Source organism: Chryseobacterium rhizoplanae (assembly GCF_900182655.1).
Lineage (GTDB): Bacteria > Bacteroidota > Bacteroidia > Flavobacteriales > Weeksellaceae > Chryseobacterium > Chryseobacterium rhizoplanae.
In genome coordinates, this window is sequence record NZ_FXTC01000001.1 from 707,706 (window position 1) to 724,937 (window position 17,232).

Annotated in this window: 13 protein-coding genes; 6 read left to right on the forward strand and 7 right to left on the reverse strand. The window is 37.2% G+C overall.

Annotation, left to right across the window (positions count from 1 at the left end; all coding sequences use genetic code 11):
- Positions 1 to 264 precede the first annotated feature (264 nt).
- Together FN817_RS03050 and FN817_RS03055 are read left to right on the forward strand one after the other, a co-directional pair.
- Positions 265 to 1,650, forward strand: a complete 1,386-nt coding sequence (locus tag FN817_RS03050; RefSeq protein ID WP_142716662.1) for an FGGY-family carbohydrate kinase — start codon at positions 265 to 267, stop codon at positions 1,648 to 1,650.
- Between the two features lie 3 nt (positions 1,651 to 1,653).
- On the forward strand, positions 1,654 to 2,802 hold the full coding sequence (locus tag FN817_RS03055) for an alpha-hydroxy acid oxidase (RefSeq protein WP_142716663.1): 1,149 nt from the start codon (positions 1,654 to 1,656) through the stop codon (positions 2,800 to 2,802).
- Between the two features lie 85 nt (positions 2,803 to 2,887).
- Here the strand turns inward: FN817_RS03055 and FN817_RS03060 are convergent, their stop codons facing one another.
- The 6 genes from FN817_RS03060 to FN817_RS03085 all read right to left on the reverse strand — a co-directional run bounded on the left by FN817_RS03060 (position 2,888) and on the right by FN817_RS03085 (position 13,136).
- A complete protein-coding gene (locus tag FN817_RS03060) occupies positions 2,888 to 3,331 on the reverse strand; it encodes a nuclear transport factor 2 family protein (RefSeq protein WP_077416306.1) in 444 nt (147 codons plus the stop codon).
- An 88-nt stretch (positions 3,332 to 3,419) separates the two neighbouring features.
- Positions 3,420 to 4,466 (reverse strand): GntR family transcriptional regulator, encoded by a 1,047-nt coding sequence (locus FN817_RS03065; RefSeq protein ID WP_077416308.1) that lies wholly within the window; start codon positions 4,464 to 4,466, stop codon positions 3,420 to 3,422.
- Positions 4,467 to 4,752: 286 nt separating this feature from the next.
- Positions 4,753 to 5,841, reverse strand: a complete 1,089-nt coding sequence (locus FN817_RS03070) for a glycoside hydrolase family protein (RefSeq protein ID WP_142716664.1) — start codon at positions 5,839 to 5,841, stop codon at positions 4,753 to 4,755.
- A 181-nt stretch (positions 5,842 to 6,022) separates the two neighbouring features.
- On the reverse strand, positions 6,023 to 8,161 hold the full coding sequence (locus tag FN817_RS03075) for a hypothetical protein (RefSeq protein WP_142716665.1): 2,139 nt from the start codon (positions 8,159 to 8,161) through the stop codon (positions 6,023 to 6,025).
- 6 nt (positions 8,162 to 8,167) lie between these two features.
- Positions 8,168 to 11,731, reverse strand: a complete 3,564-nt coding sequence (locus tag FN817_RS03080) for a DUF4450 domain-containing protein (protein ID WP_142716666.1) — start codon at positions 11,729 to 11,731, stop codon at positions 8,168 to 8,170.
- Position 11,732: 1 nt separating this feature from the next.
- Positions 11,733 to 13,136 (reverse strand): glycoside hydrolase family 28 protein, encoded by a 1,404-nt coding sequence (locus tag FN817_RS03085; protein WP_142716667.1) that lies wholly within the window; start codon positions 13,134 to 13,136, stop codon positions 11,733 to 11,735.
- 351 nt (positions 13,137 to 13,487) lie between these two features.
- Here FN817_RS03085 and FN817_RS03090 point away from each other — a divergent pair, with 351 nt between their 5' ends.
- The 4 genes from FN817_RS03090 to FN817_RS03105 all read left to right on the forward strand — a co-directional run bounded on the left by FN817_RS03090 (position 13,488) and on the right by FN817_RS03105 (position 16,877).
- Positions 13,488 to 13,715, forward strand: a complete 228-nt coding sequence (locus FN817_RS03090) for a hypothetical protein (protein WP_142716668.1) — start codon at positions 13,488 to 13,490, stop codon at positions 13,713 to 13,715.
- A 418-nt stretch (positions 13,716 to 14,133) separates the two neighbouring features.
- Positions 14,134 to 14,997 carry a helix-turn-helix domain-containing protein gene (locus tag FN817_RS03095; protein WP_167498802.1) on the forward strand — a complete coding sequence of 288 codons (864 nt, stop codon included), beginning with the start codon at positions 14,134 to 14,136 and terminating at the stop codon, positions 14,995 to 14,997.
- Positions 14,998 to 15,090: 93 nt separating this feature from the next.
- Positions 15,091 to 16,017 (forward strand): alpha/beta hydrolase, encoded by a 927-nt coding sequence (locus tag FN817_RS03100; protein WP_142716670.1) that lies wholly within the window; start codon positions 15,091 to 15,093, stop codon positions 16,015 to 16,017.
- A gap of 512 nt (positions 16,018 to 16,529) precedes the next feature.
- Positions 16,530 to 16,877 carry a MaoC/PaaZ C-terminal domain-containing protein gene (locus FN817_RS03105; RefSeq protein WP_228451457.1) on the forward strand — a complete coding sequence of 116 codons (348 nt, stop codon included), beginning with the start codon at positions 16,530 to 16,532 and terminating at the stop codon, positions 16,875 to 16,877.
- A 91-nt stretch (positions 16,878 to 16,968) separates the two neighbouring features.
- On the opposite strand, the gene FN817_RS03110 is transcribed toward FN817_RS03105, so the two are convergent.
- Positions 16,969 to 17,232, reverse strand: a complete 264-nt coding sequence (locus tag FN817_RS03110) for a heme oxygenase (protein ID WP_142716671.1) — start codon at positions 17,230 to 17,232, stop codon at positions 16,969 to 16,971.

The window sequence follows — 17,232 nt, forward strand, 5'->3', positions numbered from 1 at the left end:
CATTAAGGTTGAAAGTGTTTAGATTATTGGGTTTTTAAGTAATATTGCTTAAAGAAATTAGTGGATTTTTTCTGATAATCTTAATATCTGAACACTCCTTAATGGTGTTTAAAACAAATTAGTATACTTTGTTGAGTAAAAAGCCTTTGCAAACTTAAAAACGTTTAGTAGTCAAATAAAACTTTGTGAACTCTGCGTTTAAAAAATAGATTGCTTTGCTGCTTCGCTCCTCGCAATGACAAAAAATAAAAATTCATCCCAGGAATGTCTAAAAAAAAGGTAACCATTGTATTTGATATTGGAAAAACCAATAAAAAGTTCTTTTTATTCGATAAGAATTATAAAGAAGTTGTTCGGGAATATACAGAATTACCGCTCACTATTGATGAGGATGATTATCCTTCGGAAGACCTTGCAGCCTTACAAAATTGGATAAAAGATAATTTTAATGCCATTCTTGATAATGAAGAATATGAAGTAAAAGCCATCAATTTTTCCACCTATGGAGCGAGTTTTGTGCATCTGGATCAGAAAGGAAATGTTCTGACTCCACTATACAATTACACCAAACCAATGGATCAGGAAATTCTTGATTTATTTTATGAAAAACATGGCAGCAAACTGAAAATTGCCCGCGAAACAGCATCACCTCAGGCAGGAATGCTTAATTCAGGCCTGCAGTTATTCTGGTTGAAATATAAGCATCCGGAAATATTCAGAAAAATCCGTTACAGTGTTCATTTACCTCAGTATTTATCATATTTATTTACCGGAATTTGTGTGTCGGAGTTTACTTCGATAGGCTGTCACACCAATTTGTGGGATTATGACAAAGCGGATTATCACGACTGGGTGTATGAAGAAGAAATAGATGCTTTATTACCTCCGATTGTGCCGACTTCTGCGAGTATCAATACTTCTTACAGAAATAAAAAAATCAAAATCGGTGTTGGGATTCACGACAGTTCTTCAGCGTTATTACCTTATATTTTAAGCAAAAAAGAACCATTTTTACTGCTTTCAACAGGAACCTGGAGTATTTCGTTAAATCCTTTTAATGATGAAAGTCTGACTGATGAAGATATAGAAAATAATTGCCTGAATTACATGCGGATTGATGGGAAACGTGTAAAAGCATCCCGTTTTTTCATGGGAAATGAATACAAAATTCAGGTTGAAAAATTATGTGCTTATTACGCAAAAGAATATGGTTTCCACAGAGAAGTACAGTTTGATCAGGATCTTTATTTGCGCTTGATGAAAAATAAAAATATCTATTTTCGCTTTGAAGGAATTATTTTAAAACGAAAAATGATCAGTGAAACAGATTTAAAATCATTTGCTACTTTTGAAGAAGCATATCATCAATTAATGATAGAACTGATGGATTTACAGATTCATACCATCAAAAATGCGATCGGAAATTCGGATATTGAAAATATTTATATCGATGGCGGATTCACTGATAATGATGTATTTATGAAGCTTATGTCTCACCATTTTCAGCATTACAATGTGATGTCTACCCATTCTCCGCTGGGTTCTGCATTGGGAGCTTCCATGGTGATTTCGAACAAAAAAATAGACGAAACTTTTTTACAGCAGCATTATCAGATGAAAGTGCTTCAACCGTTAATTCTTAATTTATAAAACATGGCATTTCCATTTGACACCCGTTACGCTTCGCTTGAACTTTTAATCGAAAAGGCAAAAAAAAGAATGCCCCGTTTCGCTTTCGAATATCTGGATGGCGGTTGTAATGAAAATATAAACCGGGACAGAAATACAAGCGAACTAAGAGAAGTTCTTCTTCGCCCGCGTTACCTGAATAATTACAGTGAAACCAACATGGAGACTGAATTATTCGGAGTAAAATATTCCGCGCCTTTCGGGGTTTCTCCTGTTGGGTTACAGGGATTAATGTGGCCCAATGCACCCGAAATTTTAGCAAAAGCAGCTTTTAAGCATAATATTCCCTTCATATTAAGTACAGTGACAACAAGCAGTCTTGAAAGAATTTCCGAATTAACAGAGGGAAAAGCCTGGTATCAGTTATACCATCCGAGAGAAGAATGGTTGCGCGACGATATTCTCGACCGTTGTGAAGCTTCCGGATACGACGTACTCGTTATTTTAGCTGATGTTCCGACTTTTGGATACAGAGCAAAAGAAATTAGAAATGGCTTATCAATGCCACCTCAAATTAATTTTCGGAATGTTTCGCAAGCTTTGGTCAAGCCACAATGGTGTTTAGAGATGCTGAAACACGGCGTTCCGGGTTTTGCCACGATGAATAAGTATATGGATAAAAACATGAATGTGAAACAGCTGGGCCAGTTCATGAATGCTACATTTTCCGGCAGATTGAATTCAGACCGAATCAAGACGATCCGTGAGAAATGGAAAGGAAAATTGGTGATTAAAGGGGTGGCTTCAGACGAAGATGCGGCAGAAGCAGTTCGTTTAGGTTTTGACGGAATGATTATTTCCAATCATGGAGGAAGGCAGCTTGATGCGGGTGAATCTACGATTGCCGTAGTGAAAGAAATCAGTGAAAAATATAAAGGTCAGATTAAAATCATGATGGACAGCGGTGTAAGAACCGGTCCGGATGTTGCCCGTGCTTTAAGTTGTGGTGCTGAATTTACCTTTATGGGAAGAACTTTCATGTATGCAGTAGGAGCTTTAGGGGACAAAGGCGGCGATCATATTATTGAAATGCTTAAAATGCAGTTCAGACAGGTGATGGAGCAGGTTTGCTGTGAAAAACCGGAAGATTTGCAAAACTTCAGAGTGAAATAAAATCTTTGCGTTAAAAACATAAACAATTTCAAAATAAAAATTCGCAAGACAATCTTGCGAATTTTGTTTATTATAATTTGAAAATTTATTTCTTCTTTTCAGCCTTCACCGCCTGTCTGGCCAATAGCTTCCAGTCATTTTTCACTTTTACCCAAACCAATAAGATATCCAACGTCACATCTCCTGGTGCTTTTCCGGCATCAGCGGTCGTTGCATAAAAATGATGACGGACAATGGCTGTATTTCCTACAATATTTAGAGTTTGATTTGTAATATCAATCGTTACAAAATCAGACTTTTTGCTGACTAATTTTTCTACAAATTCCTTGGCGTCATCAATATGACCTCCTGAATGTCCATAAGTTAATTCCGGCAGGATCAAAGATTCTAAATCAGGTTTTTCTCCGCTTATCATTGCTAATCTGAACTTTTCGGCAACAGCATTTACGGCCTCCTTATCACTTGTTTTCTGCGCTGAAACACTTACTGCCATCATAAAACCAATGGCAAAAATTAATTTTTTAATCATAATTGAATAATATATTTCTTGATAGTATTTAAAAGTGTTTTTGTTCTAAATTCGAAAATATGATTTATGTAATCGATTGCATGATTGTTTATAAAGAATCTCTTTGAATAAATTTAAAGACGTTATTCACAGATTCTTTTTTATTTTTCAGAATCATATAGGCTGCAGATTCTCCCATAGCTTTAAAATCTGTAGTAATTACCGTAATTCCCAGCAGTTCTTTAAGAGGCGTTTCGTTATAGGAAATAATTCCGATGTCTTTGCCCAACTCAAGATTTTTCTGTCTGATTTGCTTAACAAGGTTCACCAGATCCCGTTCCCGGATCGTAATGAAAATATCTTTTTCCTGCAATTCCATATCGGGATAAATTTCATCAAGAATTTCATAATCGAGTTTAAAATCCTTACAGAATTTTTCAAAACCGCGGACAATACGGAAGGGATAGGGATGAATGGATTTGTCGGGATACACCAAAATGATCTTTTCGTATTTTTTTATTTTGTCTAAACCTTCCTCTAAAGCATTGTAAATATCATGTTCAAAATCCTGAAATATAGAGCCATATTCTCCTGAAATATTGGGCTTTGTATTATCTAACAACAATAATTTGTTTTTCGGGATTTGTTCAATCATATCTAAAACCTGCTGTGTTGAGCTGGTATGTTTAGACTGCTCATCACGGAAATGAGGCATGATCACGTAATAATCAAATCCGCCCAGGTTCTTTTTTAGGGAATTAATGAAAAGTGTTTCGTCACAATGGTAAATATACATTTCAACATTGCCTTTGGTACCGATTGCATTGACGAAATAATTATAAATCATCATTTTATAAGTACTCGGTTTGTTGATCAGGAAGAAAATGTTGATCACGTCGTTTTTATTAATCCGTGAGATATAATATCCTTTTCCCTTTACAGATTCGATGATTTGTCTTTTTCGGAGTTCTTTATACGCTTTTTCTACAGTATCTCTTGAAAGAAAGCAAGACTCGCTGAGTTCGTTTATGGAAGGGATTTTTTCACCAATCTTAATCTCTCCGCTATCAATTCCATTAAGAATAGAATCCACAATCTGTTTGTATTTGGGAACTCTGGAATGCTCATTGATTATTATTTCAAATGTTTCTGCCATGATATTGGATAGGAGATGTTTATTTCAGTTTAAAGAATAATTCAAAGGTTAACGAACGGTGCAAGGCAAGTTACAAATATTTATAATATTAATTGTAATTACAATAGTTCTGCTATAAATTATAACGGAAAAATACAATTTTAGTATACAAAGTTAAGCACAAATGCAAAAAGACTTAATAGTATGCCCTAATACAGAATAATATGAAAGGTATAATGAAGCTGTCTGATTATGCTAACCCGAAGTTTATTTCCGGTAAAGCAAAACACAAAAATGGATTTGAGAATTAAATTCCGGTATTTGTAATTTCAAAGACAAAAGATGTGGAAGTTTCGAACTTTCCTACCTGTGTGGCTCCGAACAGGAATTTAGGAGCTTTGCCGTCTTTGTCCATTAAAATCATGGGGCGTTCTAATCTCCCGAACCGTTTTAAATGATCAGGTGCTGCAGGCTCCTTAATATAGCTTTTCATATTAAGATAAGCGATTTTTGGTTTGGACCAGTTAAGGCCGTTCCTGGAAGTCAAATGTAAACCGTATTCATGATTAAAAAATCCCATATCACGGGCTACAATATGGAATTTTCCATTTTGCTTCCAGATAAAAGCATCTTCCAGCTGGGCATTGTCTGGCTGCAATGAAAAATCAATGACAGGATTTTCCTTTATTTTCTCGTAAGGGCCTGAAGGGTGATCAGCCTTGGCCAGTCCATATTTTCGGTTTCCTCTTACCGGACCTTTCTGGTTTTCGTATTCTTCAGTGTTCCAGGATTTATAAAAAAGCCAGAATTTGCCGTCATTTCCTTTTATAAAAGCTGGATTTGTGGTACAATGGTCGTCCCATGAGCCTTTTTCTCCCGGAAGCAGCAGAGGTGTTTCTGGCCTTACCCAATCTCCGTCAAGGCTTTTGGAAGTGGCAAGCCCTATTCTTTTGGTATTTGTTTTTCCGTTGTGGTTGCCCATGTAGAAAAGATAATACTCGTTTTTCACTTTGGTAATTAAAGGATTATGGCAAGTTGTGGCATCCCAGAATTCGCCACCTCTCGGAGCAAGAATAACTTGTTTATGTTTGAATTCAGCATAGGGAGAATCGGCTTCTGCACGGCAGATTTCAGAACCGTTGAGCCAGCCGCCCATTCCTTTTTCTTTTCTCCATCTGGAATAAAAAAGATGAACCTTACCGTCTTCACCCCAAATCGGAGAATTACACCAAATGTAATAGTTCTCCAATGAAAAGGTGCGCCCGATTGGTTTTAAGCTGAAATAAGGTTTGTCGTAAGATAAACCTGTAAAGGAAATCCCCAGAACCCCAGCTGTGATCCCAAGGGCTGAAGTCTGTAAAAATTCTCTGCGTGTAAAATGTCTGGGCTTGTCCATCTCATCTGATTTACGGCTAATTTAGTATAAACATATAAACAGACTGTCCTGTACTTTCGGTGAACTGTTTAATGTGAAATTATCTGCCTTTATTATTGGGTTTTGGATTTGAAAATTTAAAATAAGGACACAAAAAAGCCTGCCCAAAGGCAGACTCTAACTACTACTATATGAAACTGATTTAAGGCATCTTTTTAAAACCTTCCGCTTTTATTTTCCATGAGCCGTCTTTTGGAAAACCCGGAAATTCACCTTTGGAACTATCCCAGCCTTCGAGCATCATGGCAACAGCCGTTAAAACTCCTCCATTTCCGGGAAGGTAAATACGGAGACGTTTATCCTGGAAATTATGGCCGTTTTTAAGATAGGTATTAGTCTGAATATTCATGAAAAGTGCATCCAGAGCTTTATTCGGAAGCCCCAATCTTGCGGCATTCATGGCCGTCATAGGGAAGTCCCAGCCCCAGGTATGTTCCCAGTTCCATCTTTCCCAAACAATATCCAGGGTGTTTTTCATGATTTTTTTATCCAGTTTCGGAGATTCCGGAACCATTCCTAACGCCCCCAGAACAGCAGGATGATCGGTCATCCATTTTGGAAAAGTGAAAGAATCTTTTGCAGATTCGGTTGACAAATAAACGCTGTCCTGAACCGGAAGCGGGGCCAGTTTTGCAATAACCTCATCCCATTTTTTATCTCTCGGCTGTCCTAATCTTTCTTTCCATTGTTGAGCAACTTTCAGCGCCCAATCCCAATAGGCTACTTCATAAGTCGGATTGTACGTGTCTTTTGCAGGAAAAACTTCCTGTGCCGGAATAACGCCTTTCCCGAGATTATAACGGTTTTTATCTTGATCATAATGAGCATAATCTGCCATGAATTCAGCTGTTGCAAAAATCAGGTCTTTATATTTTTCCAAAACTTTTTTGTCCTGTTTGTCGCGGTACAGAAGTTCCGTCATATAGATGATGTGCGGCTGTTCCCAGATCAGGAATGCAGCCACAGAAGAAGGGCTTTCATTTCCATCATTATCAGACATTTTAATCCATCTTACGCCTTTGTAGCCTTGTCTTTCTGCTAATTTTTTCGCTTTTTCAAAAGTCCTGAAATAATACTCCAATTGCTTTTCTAAAATCTCAGGTCTTCCCCATAAAGCGTAGTGAACACCATGCCACCAGTGCATTTCTGTATGTGGTTTTCCGTACCAGCTGTTGAAAGTCAATCCTGTTTCCTGTGGCGGATTGCTTCCTCCGCACTGTACTTTGGTTAAATATTCTGACAGAACAATTCTGCGTTCCAGTTCATGCGCCCTTGGGTCTGTACTTCCTTCAAAATCAACTGCTGCACCGCTTTTCCAGAAAGATTCCCATCCTGAAGCACTTTCTTTTTCGGCATCAGCAAATAGCGTTTTCCCGCTTTTTGGATTTTTAGCTGAAAACTCAACGCTTAATTCTATTTTTTTGTTTTTTGAAGACGGTTCGAACACAAAATAATGTTTTCCCGCTTCCCGTAATTTTCCTTCCGTAAAATAAAACCGGGTGTAATAATCTGCACTCTGCAACTGATGATGAATGATACCCTGTGTTGATTGTGAAGAAACAATTCTTGTGGTATGATCGTTTTCATTGCCATAAAAAGCAGCATCATCCAAAAACTGTCCGGTAGGAGAAGGGTAGCGTGCGAAAACTTTTAACCTGCTTTGAGCAATTAAATCAGATTCAATTTTAATCCCGATTTTATCAGAATTCTGAAAAGAAGCTGTCCAGACTTTTACAGGGATTCCATCCAAAGAAAATTCACTTGTTATAATTCCTGTCCAAAGATCAATTTTCTGATTAATATTGGTCAGGTCTGAAATTTTTGCTTTCTGACTATCTTTTTTAAGCAGTTCAATACCGATATTTCCTAATTGCAGACGGTGTTTATTGACCCTGAAATACTCAACGGCTCCTTTATTTCGTTCGGGTTCTTTGAGTTGCACACTGTACATTGCTTTACGTCCTTCATTGTTGAAATCGTAGGCCTTTAATGTTTCCTCAAATTTATAATTTTTAATATTTGGAAAGCTGTTCCAGCCCCATTCCGACTGGGTTCCCAAGGAAACTCCATTTTTGTAATATTCAGGAAATGACTGCATTCCGGTAATGTCGACCGTGTAAGCAAATTTTCCGTTTCCAACCGTTAAAGTAGATAGGGTATCCGCTTTTGTATTAACCACATTGTGACGCTGGACTACTTTTTTCCGGTCTATTTTCTGAGCAGTTAATGAAGAAAAGCCTATCAGAAAAAATCCAAGATATACTGCTAATTTTTTACTCATATTTTTTTATTTAAGAATAGTGGCACTCATCAGTCCGATAACGACATCGTTGCTCACTGCTGATAATTTTATTGATTTTAATTCTCTGTTCGGGTCAATCGGCAGATCCAGAATGGTTGCGGCACCGCCTTCAACAGCCCGGCTGCTCACTCCTTTAATTTCTGAATATTTCGTTAAACTTCCCCCTTTGTACAATTCTCCGGTTTTCAGCTGAACCCGGTACGGAATTTTATCATCCGGAATTTCAAAAGCAAAATTATCATCAAACAAATCCTGCTCGATAGGCCACCAGTTCACGGGATTTTTTAGTTCTAATTCTGTACCCGAACCATCTGAATATTGAACTGTAATAGTTCCGTTGGTAATTTGTGACTGCATCGGGTTGGTAGAGCCTGCCATCAGAAAATAAATTTTTCTTCCTTTTCCCGTAACAGGAATCTCAACCGATTTCGGAAAATTATCCCACTGACTTGTAAAGACAATATTTTTCTCTTCGTCATCAATTAAAAAAGGAATTCCTAAGAAATCTAGCTTCCCGTTTTTTCGATTTTTCATCAGTCCGCTGTCATCAATTTGAGTAGTGGTCAGAGGATAGCACCAGTTCCCGATTCCTTGCCACGGCAGCTGCAGGGTAGGGACATTAAGTCGTGGGGAAAGATATTTCTGATTAAAAATTCCGGTTACTCTCTCATTATATTCCGAGGCTAATGAAACAGGGGTGAACTCGCCTTTATTTTCGATTTCCCAATCCGTTATTTCTACATTTTGTTTGATTCCATTGTATTCAAGCTGAATAAAATTGGTTCCCTTGCTTAGATCGTTTGTTGAAATTTCAATTGATGTATTTTGATTTTTTTGAATTGAAAAAGCTGTATTTAAATGATTAATACTCAATTTTCCATTGATTGTGCTGGTTGATTTAGACTGAATTTGCAGTTTTTTATTCGCCCATTTTATTTCCAAAGGAAAACGGATATCAACATTTATAGGTTGCCACCAAGTTGTTCCGCTTTGCTTGACTTGCACGAAAAAGGTTCCTTGTCTTTTTTCTTTCACCAGATCAAACTGATTCCCGTTTCGAGTTTTTATCAGTTCCTGCGGGTCATAAACCTGTTGAATCTTCTTTTTGGGATCTAAATTGAGTTGAAGTTTTTCAGAGATATAAGTGATGTAATCTGCCTTTTCCGTTTTTAATTCGTCGCCCGAATACGTAATTTCAATGGCAAATTCTTTTCCTTTTTCTGTTTCTAACTTTACAAAAGGCTGTAAAATAGAATTTGGATATATCGAAAACTTCACTTTTTTACCGTTTACGGTTACCGATCTTATTTTGGTATGACTCACAGGAAGCAAAATATCAAGCGAAACCGCATTTGCATAATTTGATTTAAACCAATAACTCGTTTTTTTGGAAGTTCTGTTAAATTTAATTTCCCAATCCGGAAGTTTCAGTTCTGAAAAATTCCAGTCTTTGGGAAACCCTGGTTTTATGCTGATTTTATTTTCTAATAGTTTAGGATATATTCCGAAAAGCCCTTCCGTTAAAGTTCTTGCAGCCACACCAATCGGGTCGGCAAAATCACGGTACAGCTCCCCACGAAAAGCATCATAGTGAGATAATTGCTCAAAATTCCCCGGACTGATTCCGTAATACATACTTTCGGCCAGATTGCCTTTCCAAAGTCGATAGGCCTCATCATTTCTTCCTGCCTGCCAATAGGCTAAAGCAGTTTGTAAATTCTCTGCCAGCGCCACATTGTTGATCGACCAATCATAAGGCTGCCAGCTGGTGGTGGAAAGTGTGTAATACTCTTTATTAATTTCCCCCTTTACTGTTATGGGAATCTTTGGAATATGATTGTTGATGTACTGCGTATTTTGATAGTCTTCAAATTCATTTAAAATATAAGCATCCGAAACATGATAAACCGACCATATTCCGGGCTTGTCGTGAAGAATCTGATTACCCAGGGCATCTTTATATTCAGCAAAATACCCTTTATTTTTAATCCAGAGCTCGTTTTTCATAGCTTTTAAAATGGATTCAGCTTCTTTTTCGTACGGGATGGAAGCTTCACCAATGATTTTTGCCAGCTTTGCCATTTCACGGTTGGCTCTGTAATGATAGGCAGAAGTGTGAGTCACTTTTCCTCCCGAATACTGTAAAGCATCACTTGCCCAGATTGCAGCATAAGCATCATAAAGGTCGCCCCGTTTGAAATTTCGTTTTTCCCAATCCATGTGACGAACCATTACAGGCCACATTTTCTTTAAAAAGTGCACATCTCCTGTGTAGTTAAAATGAGAAAACATCTGGTCAAAGAAAACCAGATTCATATCGTAATGATGCGGTTTTGAATTGTCATTGGGATTTCTGGAAATATATCCGCTTGAGAATACCGAAGTTACCATTTTTTCTTTGTGTCTTGCCAGATGAAAAAGCGTATCCATTTCAACGGGTGCGGAACCGGGTTCTAAAACCTGAGAATGGGAATAGCTTTCAAAATGTTCTTTTGCACGGTCGTGCCAACTGAGAACATCAGCTGCATAAGCCCCTCTCCAGGCATTTAGCCTCATTCTCCAGGCAACTGCACCATGAAGGAACGTCGGGCTTTCCCAAATACCGTCTGCGGCAATAGCGAGGGTAGCTCCGAAGCTATTTAAATCCGGATCCGGAGTTTTTAACTGAATCCGGTTGGTTAATGATAATCGGGATCGTTCGGCTTCATTGAAAATACCCGCTAGCTGTTCTTCTGAAAAGTTTTGATCTGATTTTCCTTTTTTAATTTGGATATAAACCGGATTTTTTTGGGTTGAATATGTTGCGTAAATTATAGGAGATTTTCCTGCTTTATTTTGTGTAAAATCAGATAGTCTTTCCAGTGTTTTTGCATCGGTTAATTGTAATGAATGGGTGTTTGAAAAACTTCCGCTGATGAATTGATTTTCTTTTTTCTTGTTTAAATAAGTAAGCTCAAATTGGTTTTTATTGATTTGAAACTGATTACTTTCACAATATTCCGGAAGCAAATAAAAACCTGATTCCGGGTCTGCACCGATGTCGCCGTTTCTGCTGAATGTTTTTCCGCTTGCTCCGCCATAAACAGCATAGATCTTTGATAAAGGATCTATGTTTTCTGTTTCCATTTTTAAGATCAGGCCTTCTTCTTCAGATTGTGCTAAAACCGTCAGCTTTAAATTTCCATTTCCAAGGATCTGATCTTTAATGGTATACAACATCATGCCCGGACGATAACGGGTTTCAATGGTATCGGCCTGAATTAATTTTTTAATGGATTTTCCGTTCTGAATAACAAACTGAAGATTGCCGCCCATTCCGGGAAGATACAGCGCAAATTCCGGCAAATCTCCGGCTTCTACTCTTGAGGCGCGGTTGTTGCCATACAAAGCACGGTTGAACCGGTATTTTCCGTTAACCAACAAAAAATCACCTTTGTCTTCTTTGTAGTGCAGCTCTCTTTCATTTTTCTGCCAATGTTTGGATTGAGAAAAAGCATATGAGAATGCAGATAGAACGATAAAGCCCGCTAAAATGGATGTCCTTCGCATTTTATTTTTTTAAATCAGTTAATGGCTGTCCGTTAACAGTCACGTTTTTCAGGGTGACATTTCTTAGGAAATCAACTTTATATGGAATTTCAACACCGTTAATTTTAGCATTGATCATTGTAAAATCTGTTACCGGGGAAGATTCGTAGGCATCAGAAAGAATGGCGTATTTTCCGCCTTTTTCCACGACCATATTTTCTACCCAGACGTTTCTGATCGTAGGGATGAAGTTGCCCGGTTTTTCATAATGCATATTGAAACGTACCGCAGCTTCTTTATAAGCGCCTACTTTTGTGTTGTAGAAGAATACATTTTCGATAATTCCGCCCCGGCTTGAACTGGTTTTAATACGAAGTGCTCTGTCAAGGTTTTTACTGTCCATCACATTTCCTATGGCATAAATATTTTTTGCTCCACCCGCAATTTCGCTTCCGATCACTACGCCGCCGTGTCCGTCTTTCATTTCACAGTTTTCGATGATGTGGTTTTCCGCCGGTTTCCCGATACCTCTTCCGTCTTCATCTCTTCCAGATTTTATGGCAATACAATCGTCTCCCGTATCGAAATATGAATCTTTGATCCACACATTTTTACAGGATTCAGGATCAAAGCCATCATTATTAGGACCGTGGCTGATTACTTTTATTCTTTCAATCAAAACATTTTCACACAATACAGGATTCAGGTTCCACATTGGAGAATTTTTCACCAAAACATCCGCCATATAGAAATTTTTACTCTTATAAGGCTGAACGAAATTAGGTCTCAAATAATATCCGTCACCGAATATTCTTTCTCTCGGATCTTTCTTTTGCGCCATGTATTCATGCAGTTTTGCACGGGCCGGATTTTGTCTTCCCGGACGGGATTCGTTCCAGCCATACTTTTTTGCGCCGCACCAGAACCACCAATGGTCGTTATCAGAGTTTCCGTCCAGTGTTCCTTTTCCTGTTACAGCAATATTTTCTTCTTCATAAGCATAGATCAATGATGAATAATTCATACATTCCATTCCTTCCCATCTTGTGAAAACAATAGGGTAGTCATTACTATCCTGGCTGAACAGGATTGTTGCACCCTCACTGACATGTAAATTCACATTGCTTTTTAAATAAATGGCTCCTGTTAAAAAGACACCTTTTGGAACGATAACTCTTCCTCCGCCTTCTGCACTGCATTTTTCGATAGCTTTTTTAAAAGCTTCCGTATTTTTTGTTTTTCCGTCACCAATAGCACCAAAATCAGTAACGAAATAGTCTTTTTTTCTGAAATCGGGCTTTACAATTTGTTTTTTTAATGTATTGATTTCCCTTAAAGGTTGTTCCGGGGAAGTCCAAGGCTTGTATTGCCCCGAAACGGAAATTGATATGATTAATGCGAAAAGTATTAAAGCGTATTTTTTCATAATGCCAGAAAGATATTAGTTTAAGAAAAGAGTATCAATACTAAGGATCTCTTTCTTTATGGCAATCTAGAACAATTATGATTAAGAATTATCCTGCACTGTCGGCTTAAGCTGGAAATTTGAGAATGACATCTGAAAAATTAATCAAATGGCTGATTGCAGGGATAAAGAAAAATCAATTATACCATCCGCTTGGGGCTTACAAAAGTCATCTATATCCTGCATAGATTTTTTCCTTCCCTGGCTTTCAGAATTCTTAATTCTTCAAAGAACAATATTGCACTTCAATAATATAAGGAACTTAGTAACAATTTTCGATGAGGTATTAAAAAGATTACTAATATGCTAGTGATGCATAATAAAGTTTCCGATTTTAAACTTGATAAATCAATTTCAGCATTTGCTTCACCGTATTCAGGAGCACTAGATTTACAACAGGAGAATCTTTTAAAGGAAAGAAGCCATGGAATCTCTTATAGATTAACAGTGAGTTGCAATCAGAAAAAAACCGGAGAAAAAGTGAATGATCACCTTTCTCCGGTTTTGTACCCAGGACCGAAGAAATATCGAAACATTTAGTGGAAGATTTGGAAAGAATTATAGAATTAAATGATCCTGTCATGTGACCAAGACGAGCGTATCTTCAAACACTTTTATTGATGATTTGGTTCGACTGAGCCAAATTAAACAAGGATTACAAAAATCATAATGTTCCTGATTTATAACTCGGCGACGTTCAAGAGAGATTTTCAAAGTCAATTCGCTAAGCTCTTAATAATGGCTGTTAAAAAAGGCTGGAAGTAATACGGGAATATAACCGAAAGAAGTTTAAAATAGAACAGAAAGTACATTTGTGCTTTTGCCAACGTTGAAAAGCCTTGTTTTATTACACATTGAATATTTGTATGTATCTGTAAAAATCAAAAATATTTCAGTAAAAGTTTAAAGCCTGTAACTCACTTAATTTTTAAATTTGCATTTTACAATTGATAATCATTTGAAGAAAAGGTACAATATAAAAGAGTTTCTTGAATATACCAATATCAGCGGTTTTAAGAACAATCAAATCCATTTGGTTGAATATCATAAGCAAAAGGAGATGCGTAGAAAATCGGCTCCTATTGAGCTTGACTTCTATTTTTTGGCAATCAAGTTAAACTTTGATAAAGACAAGAACTTCGGTCAGACGATATTCGACCAGGCGGATGCCTTTGTCTATCTCGATCAACCCGGAGATTTTTTGCAATGGGATATAGAGCATCAAATTTCAGGGTATCATATTTTGATTGATGCTGGACTATTCAGGAAGATTGCCAAAGAATACAGTTTTACTTATTACGGCAATCACGAAGGACTTTTTATCACGAAAGAAGAAGAGAAAACCATTACCGACCTTTTTCGAAAGGCACTGAAAGAGTTTGAAGGCAATGAGAATTTTTCAAAAGATATTGTAATTTCTTATGCTTCGCTTATTCTTTCCTATATCCAAAAATTTTACAGCAGGCAGTTTGATACACGAGAGGAATTATACAACACTACTGTATCTGATTTTTACAAAAATCTCGAAGCATATTATGACAATGAACAGAATGCCCTGAAAATGCCCTCAGTTTCCTACTTTTCGGATATAGCTAATCTGTCTTCTAACTATTTTGGCGACCTCATTAAGCACTACACAGGTCGCTCGCCACAGGAGCATATACATCAGCTGCTCATACAGATTGCGAAGAACAAATTACGGACAACCTCATTAAGTATCAGCGAGATAGCTTTTAGTTTAGGGTTTGAATATCCTTCCTATTTCGCTACGTTTTTCAAAAAGGAAACAGGCATTTCTCCAAGTGTTTTCCGAAATCAGTAAATAGTTAAAGTCTTCCCGTAATTACTTTAAGGATGGAGCTTCTAAGTCAGAATATCTTTGTACTGTTCAATAACTTATTAAAGATAAATTCTAATGAAAGCAGTAAAATTCAAAAACAGAAATTGGGATGTAGCAGGTATCCTTCAATTCCCTAAAGACTTTGATGAAACTAAAAAATATCCGGCGATTGTTTGTGCGCATCCTATCAGCAGTTGTAAAGAGCAGACAGCCGGAAACATTTATGGAAAAGCATTGGCAGAAGCAGGTTTTATTACGCTGGCTTTTGATGCCTCTAACCAGGGAGAAAGCGGTGGCGAAGTAAGGTTCTTAGAAGACCCCGCTACCCGTGTAGAAGATTTTCGTTGTGCTGCAGACTTTCTGACTACATTGGATTATGTAGATGAAGAAAAAATAGGTGTTTTGGGAGTTTGTGGCGGAGGCGGATATGCTGTTAATGCTGCAATGACGGAAAGACGCTTTAAAGCCGTAGTAACGGTTGTGGGTGCGAACTATGGGCGCTTGCTTCGTGAGGGAGATTTTACAGCTGATGCAGCTATCAGAACCCTGGAGGGAATTGCAAGGCAACGCACCGCTCAGGCAAGAGGAGCTGAACCTGCTATTACAGTCTACAGACCAAATTCACAGGAAGACAGAATAGCCGCAGAAATTAACGATGTTGACATCATTGAAGCTGTAGACTACTATCAGACACCAAGAGGACAGCATCCGAACTCTCCCAATCATTTACGTGTGGATAGTTTGGACAAAGCAATGGCTTTTGATGCTTTCCATTTAGCAGACTTATTGCTTACACAGCCACTTCACATAGTGATTGGCGATAAAGTAGGCGCTTTTGGTTCATACAGGGATGGTTTTGAGCTGTTTAATAAGTCGGCATCAAAGCAAAAGAGCATTCAGGTTGTTCAGGGAGCAAGCCATTATGATTTATATGATGGAGAAGAAGCTACGAAAAGAGCATTGGAAGAGATAGTTCCGTTTTTTAATAAATATCTTGCTTAGTACCCGGCATTTTTCATCGTTCTCAGAAATTTTAGAGGCCGTCTCACAACTCGTGAAAACGGTCTTTTTTATGAAATTTTTCTGTATCTCTATCAGGAAGAGTTTTCGTTTAAACGATTCTTAACCCACATCATCTAGTTGCGATACACTTACTTCTTACTTATTTTTGTATAAATCATACAATTTAAAGGAATAAAAATCTGCTTTCTCTCTAAATTTTGATGTTCGGATCCTGTTAGGTCATCGAATCCTAAATTTTCAAATCTCTATGGTTTGTAATTTTAATTAATTGATTTTCAGTTGTTATATGTTTTATCGTAGAATCATGAGTTCTTTGAAATCAGCACTTTTGTAATGAAAGTCTTAATCTGCTGAAAGCTAACTATTAATTACTGTTGGAATAATAACTGTTTATTTGGCTGTTTCGTTCTTGAACCATAAACGAAGAGATCTCGAAAAATTTGGTGGGAATTTAGAAAGGATAATAGAATTAGATAATCCTCTATTTGATATTGACAAGCTTATTCAGCATCCATATTAATAAAGAAAGAGCTGAAAAAGAAGGCCCGTTCAAATCTACAATTGCTCATGGCTATTTGCTTTTATCGCTGATCCCTTATCTCTGGAAACAAATTGCTGTGGTGAGAAATGTAAAAATGGAAATCAATTATGGGATTGAGAACCTTAAATTTGGCCAGGCTGTTCCTGTAGAGACTGACGTAAAACTACAGGCCACTGTGAAATCGGTGACAGATCTTAGAGGAACTATAAAAGTAGTAGTGGAAGCTAAACTTCTTATAAAGAATCATACGAAACCCACCTATACAGGGGATGTAATTTTTCTATATCATTTTTTATAATAAGAAGCCAGATTAAAAAAATTAAAATGCGGGAAGCCTCCAATATCTTACTTTTTGGATTATGATACTAACATTTGATTAAATAACTTTTTCATATAAAATCATAGTGATCCAGTCTTATCACAAAATAATGTTCAATTGTTTTTTGAGCTTTTTTGCACATTGATAAAAGATCATTTCCTGATGTATTGTCAAAACTAAAGTCATCATGGGTTTTCACGATATATTCAGTTACTATTTCAATATTCATTAAATCAATTTCCATTACATCGGTTTTCAACCTATGCTCTTCTTTGAAGAAAGGAATTTTACGGAAAATAGAATCGTTAAACCGGTAAAGGTGTATTGCTTTCAT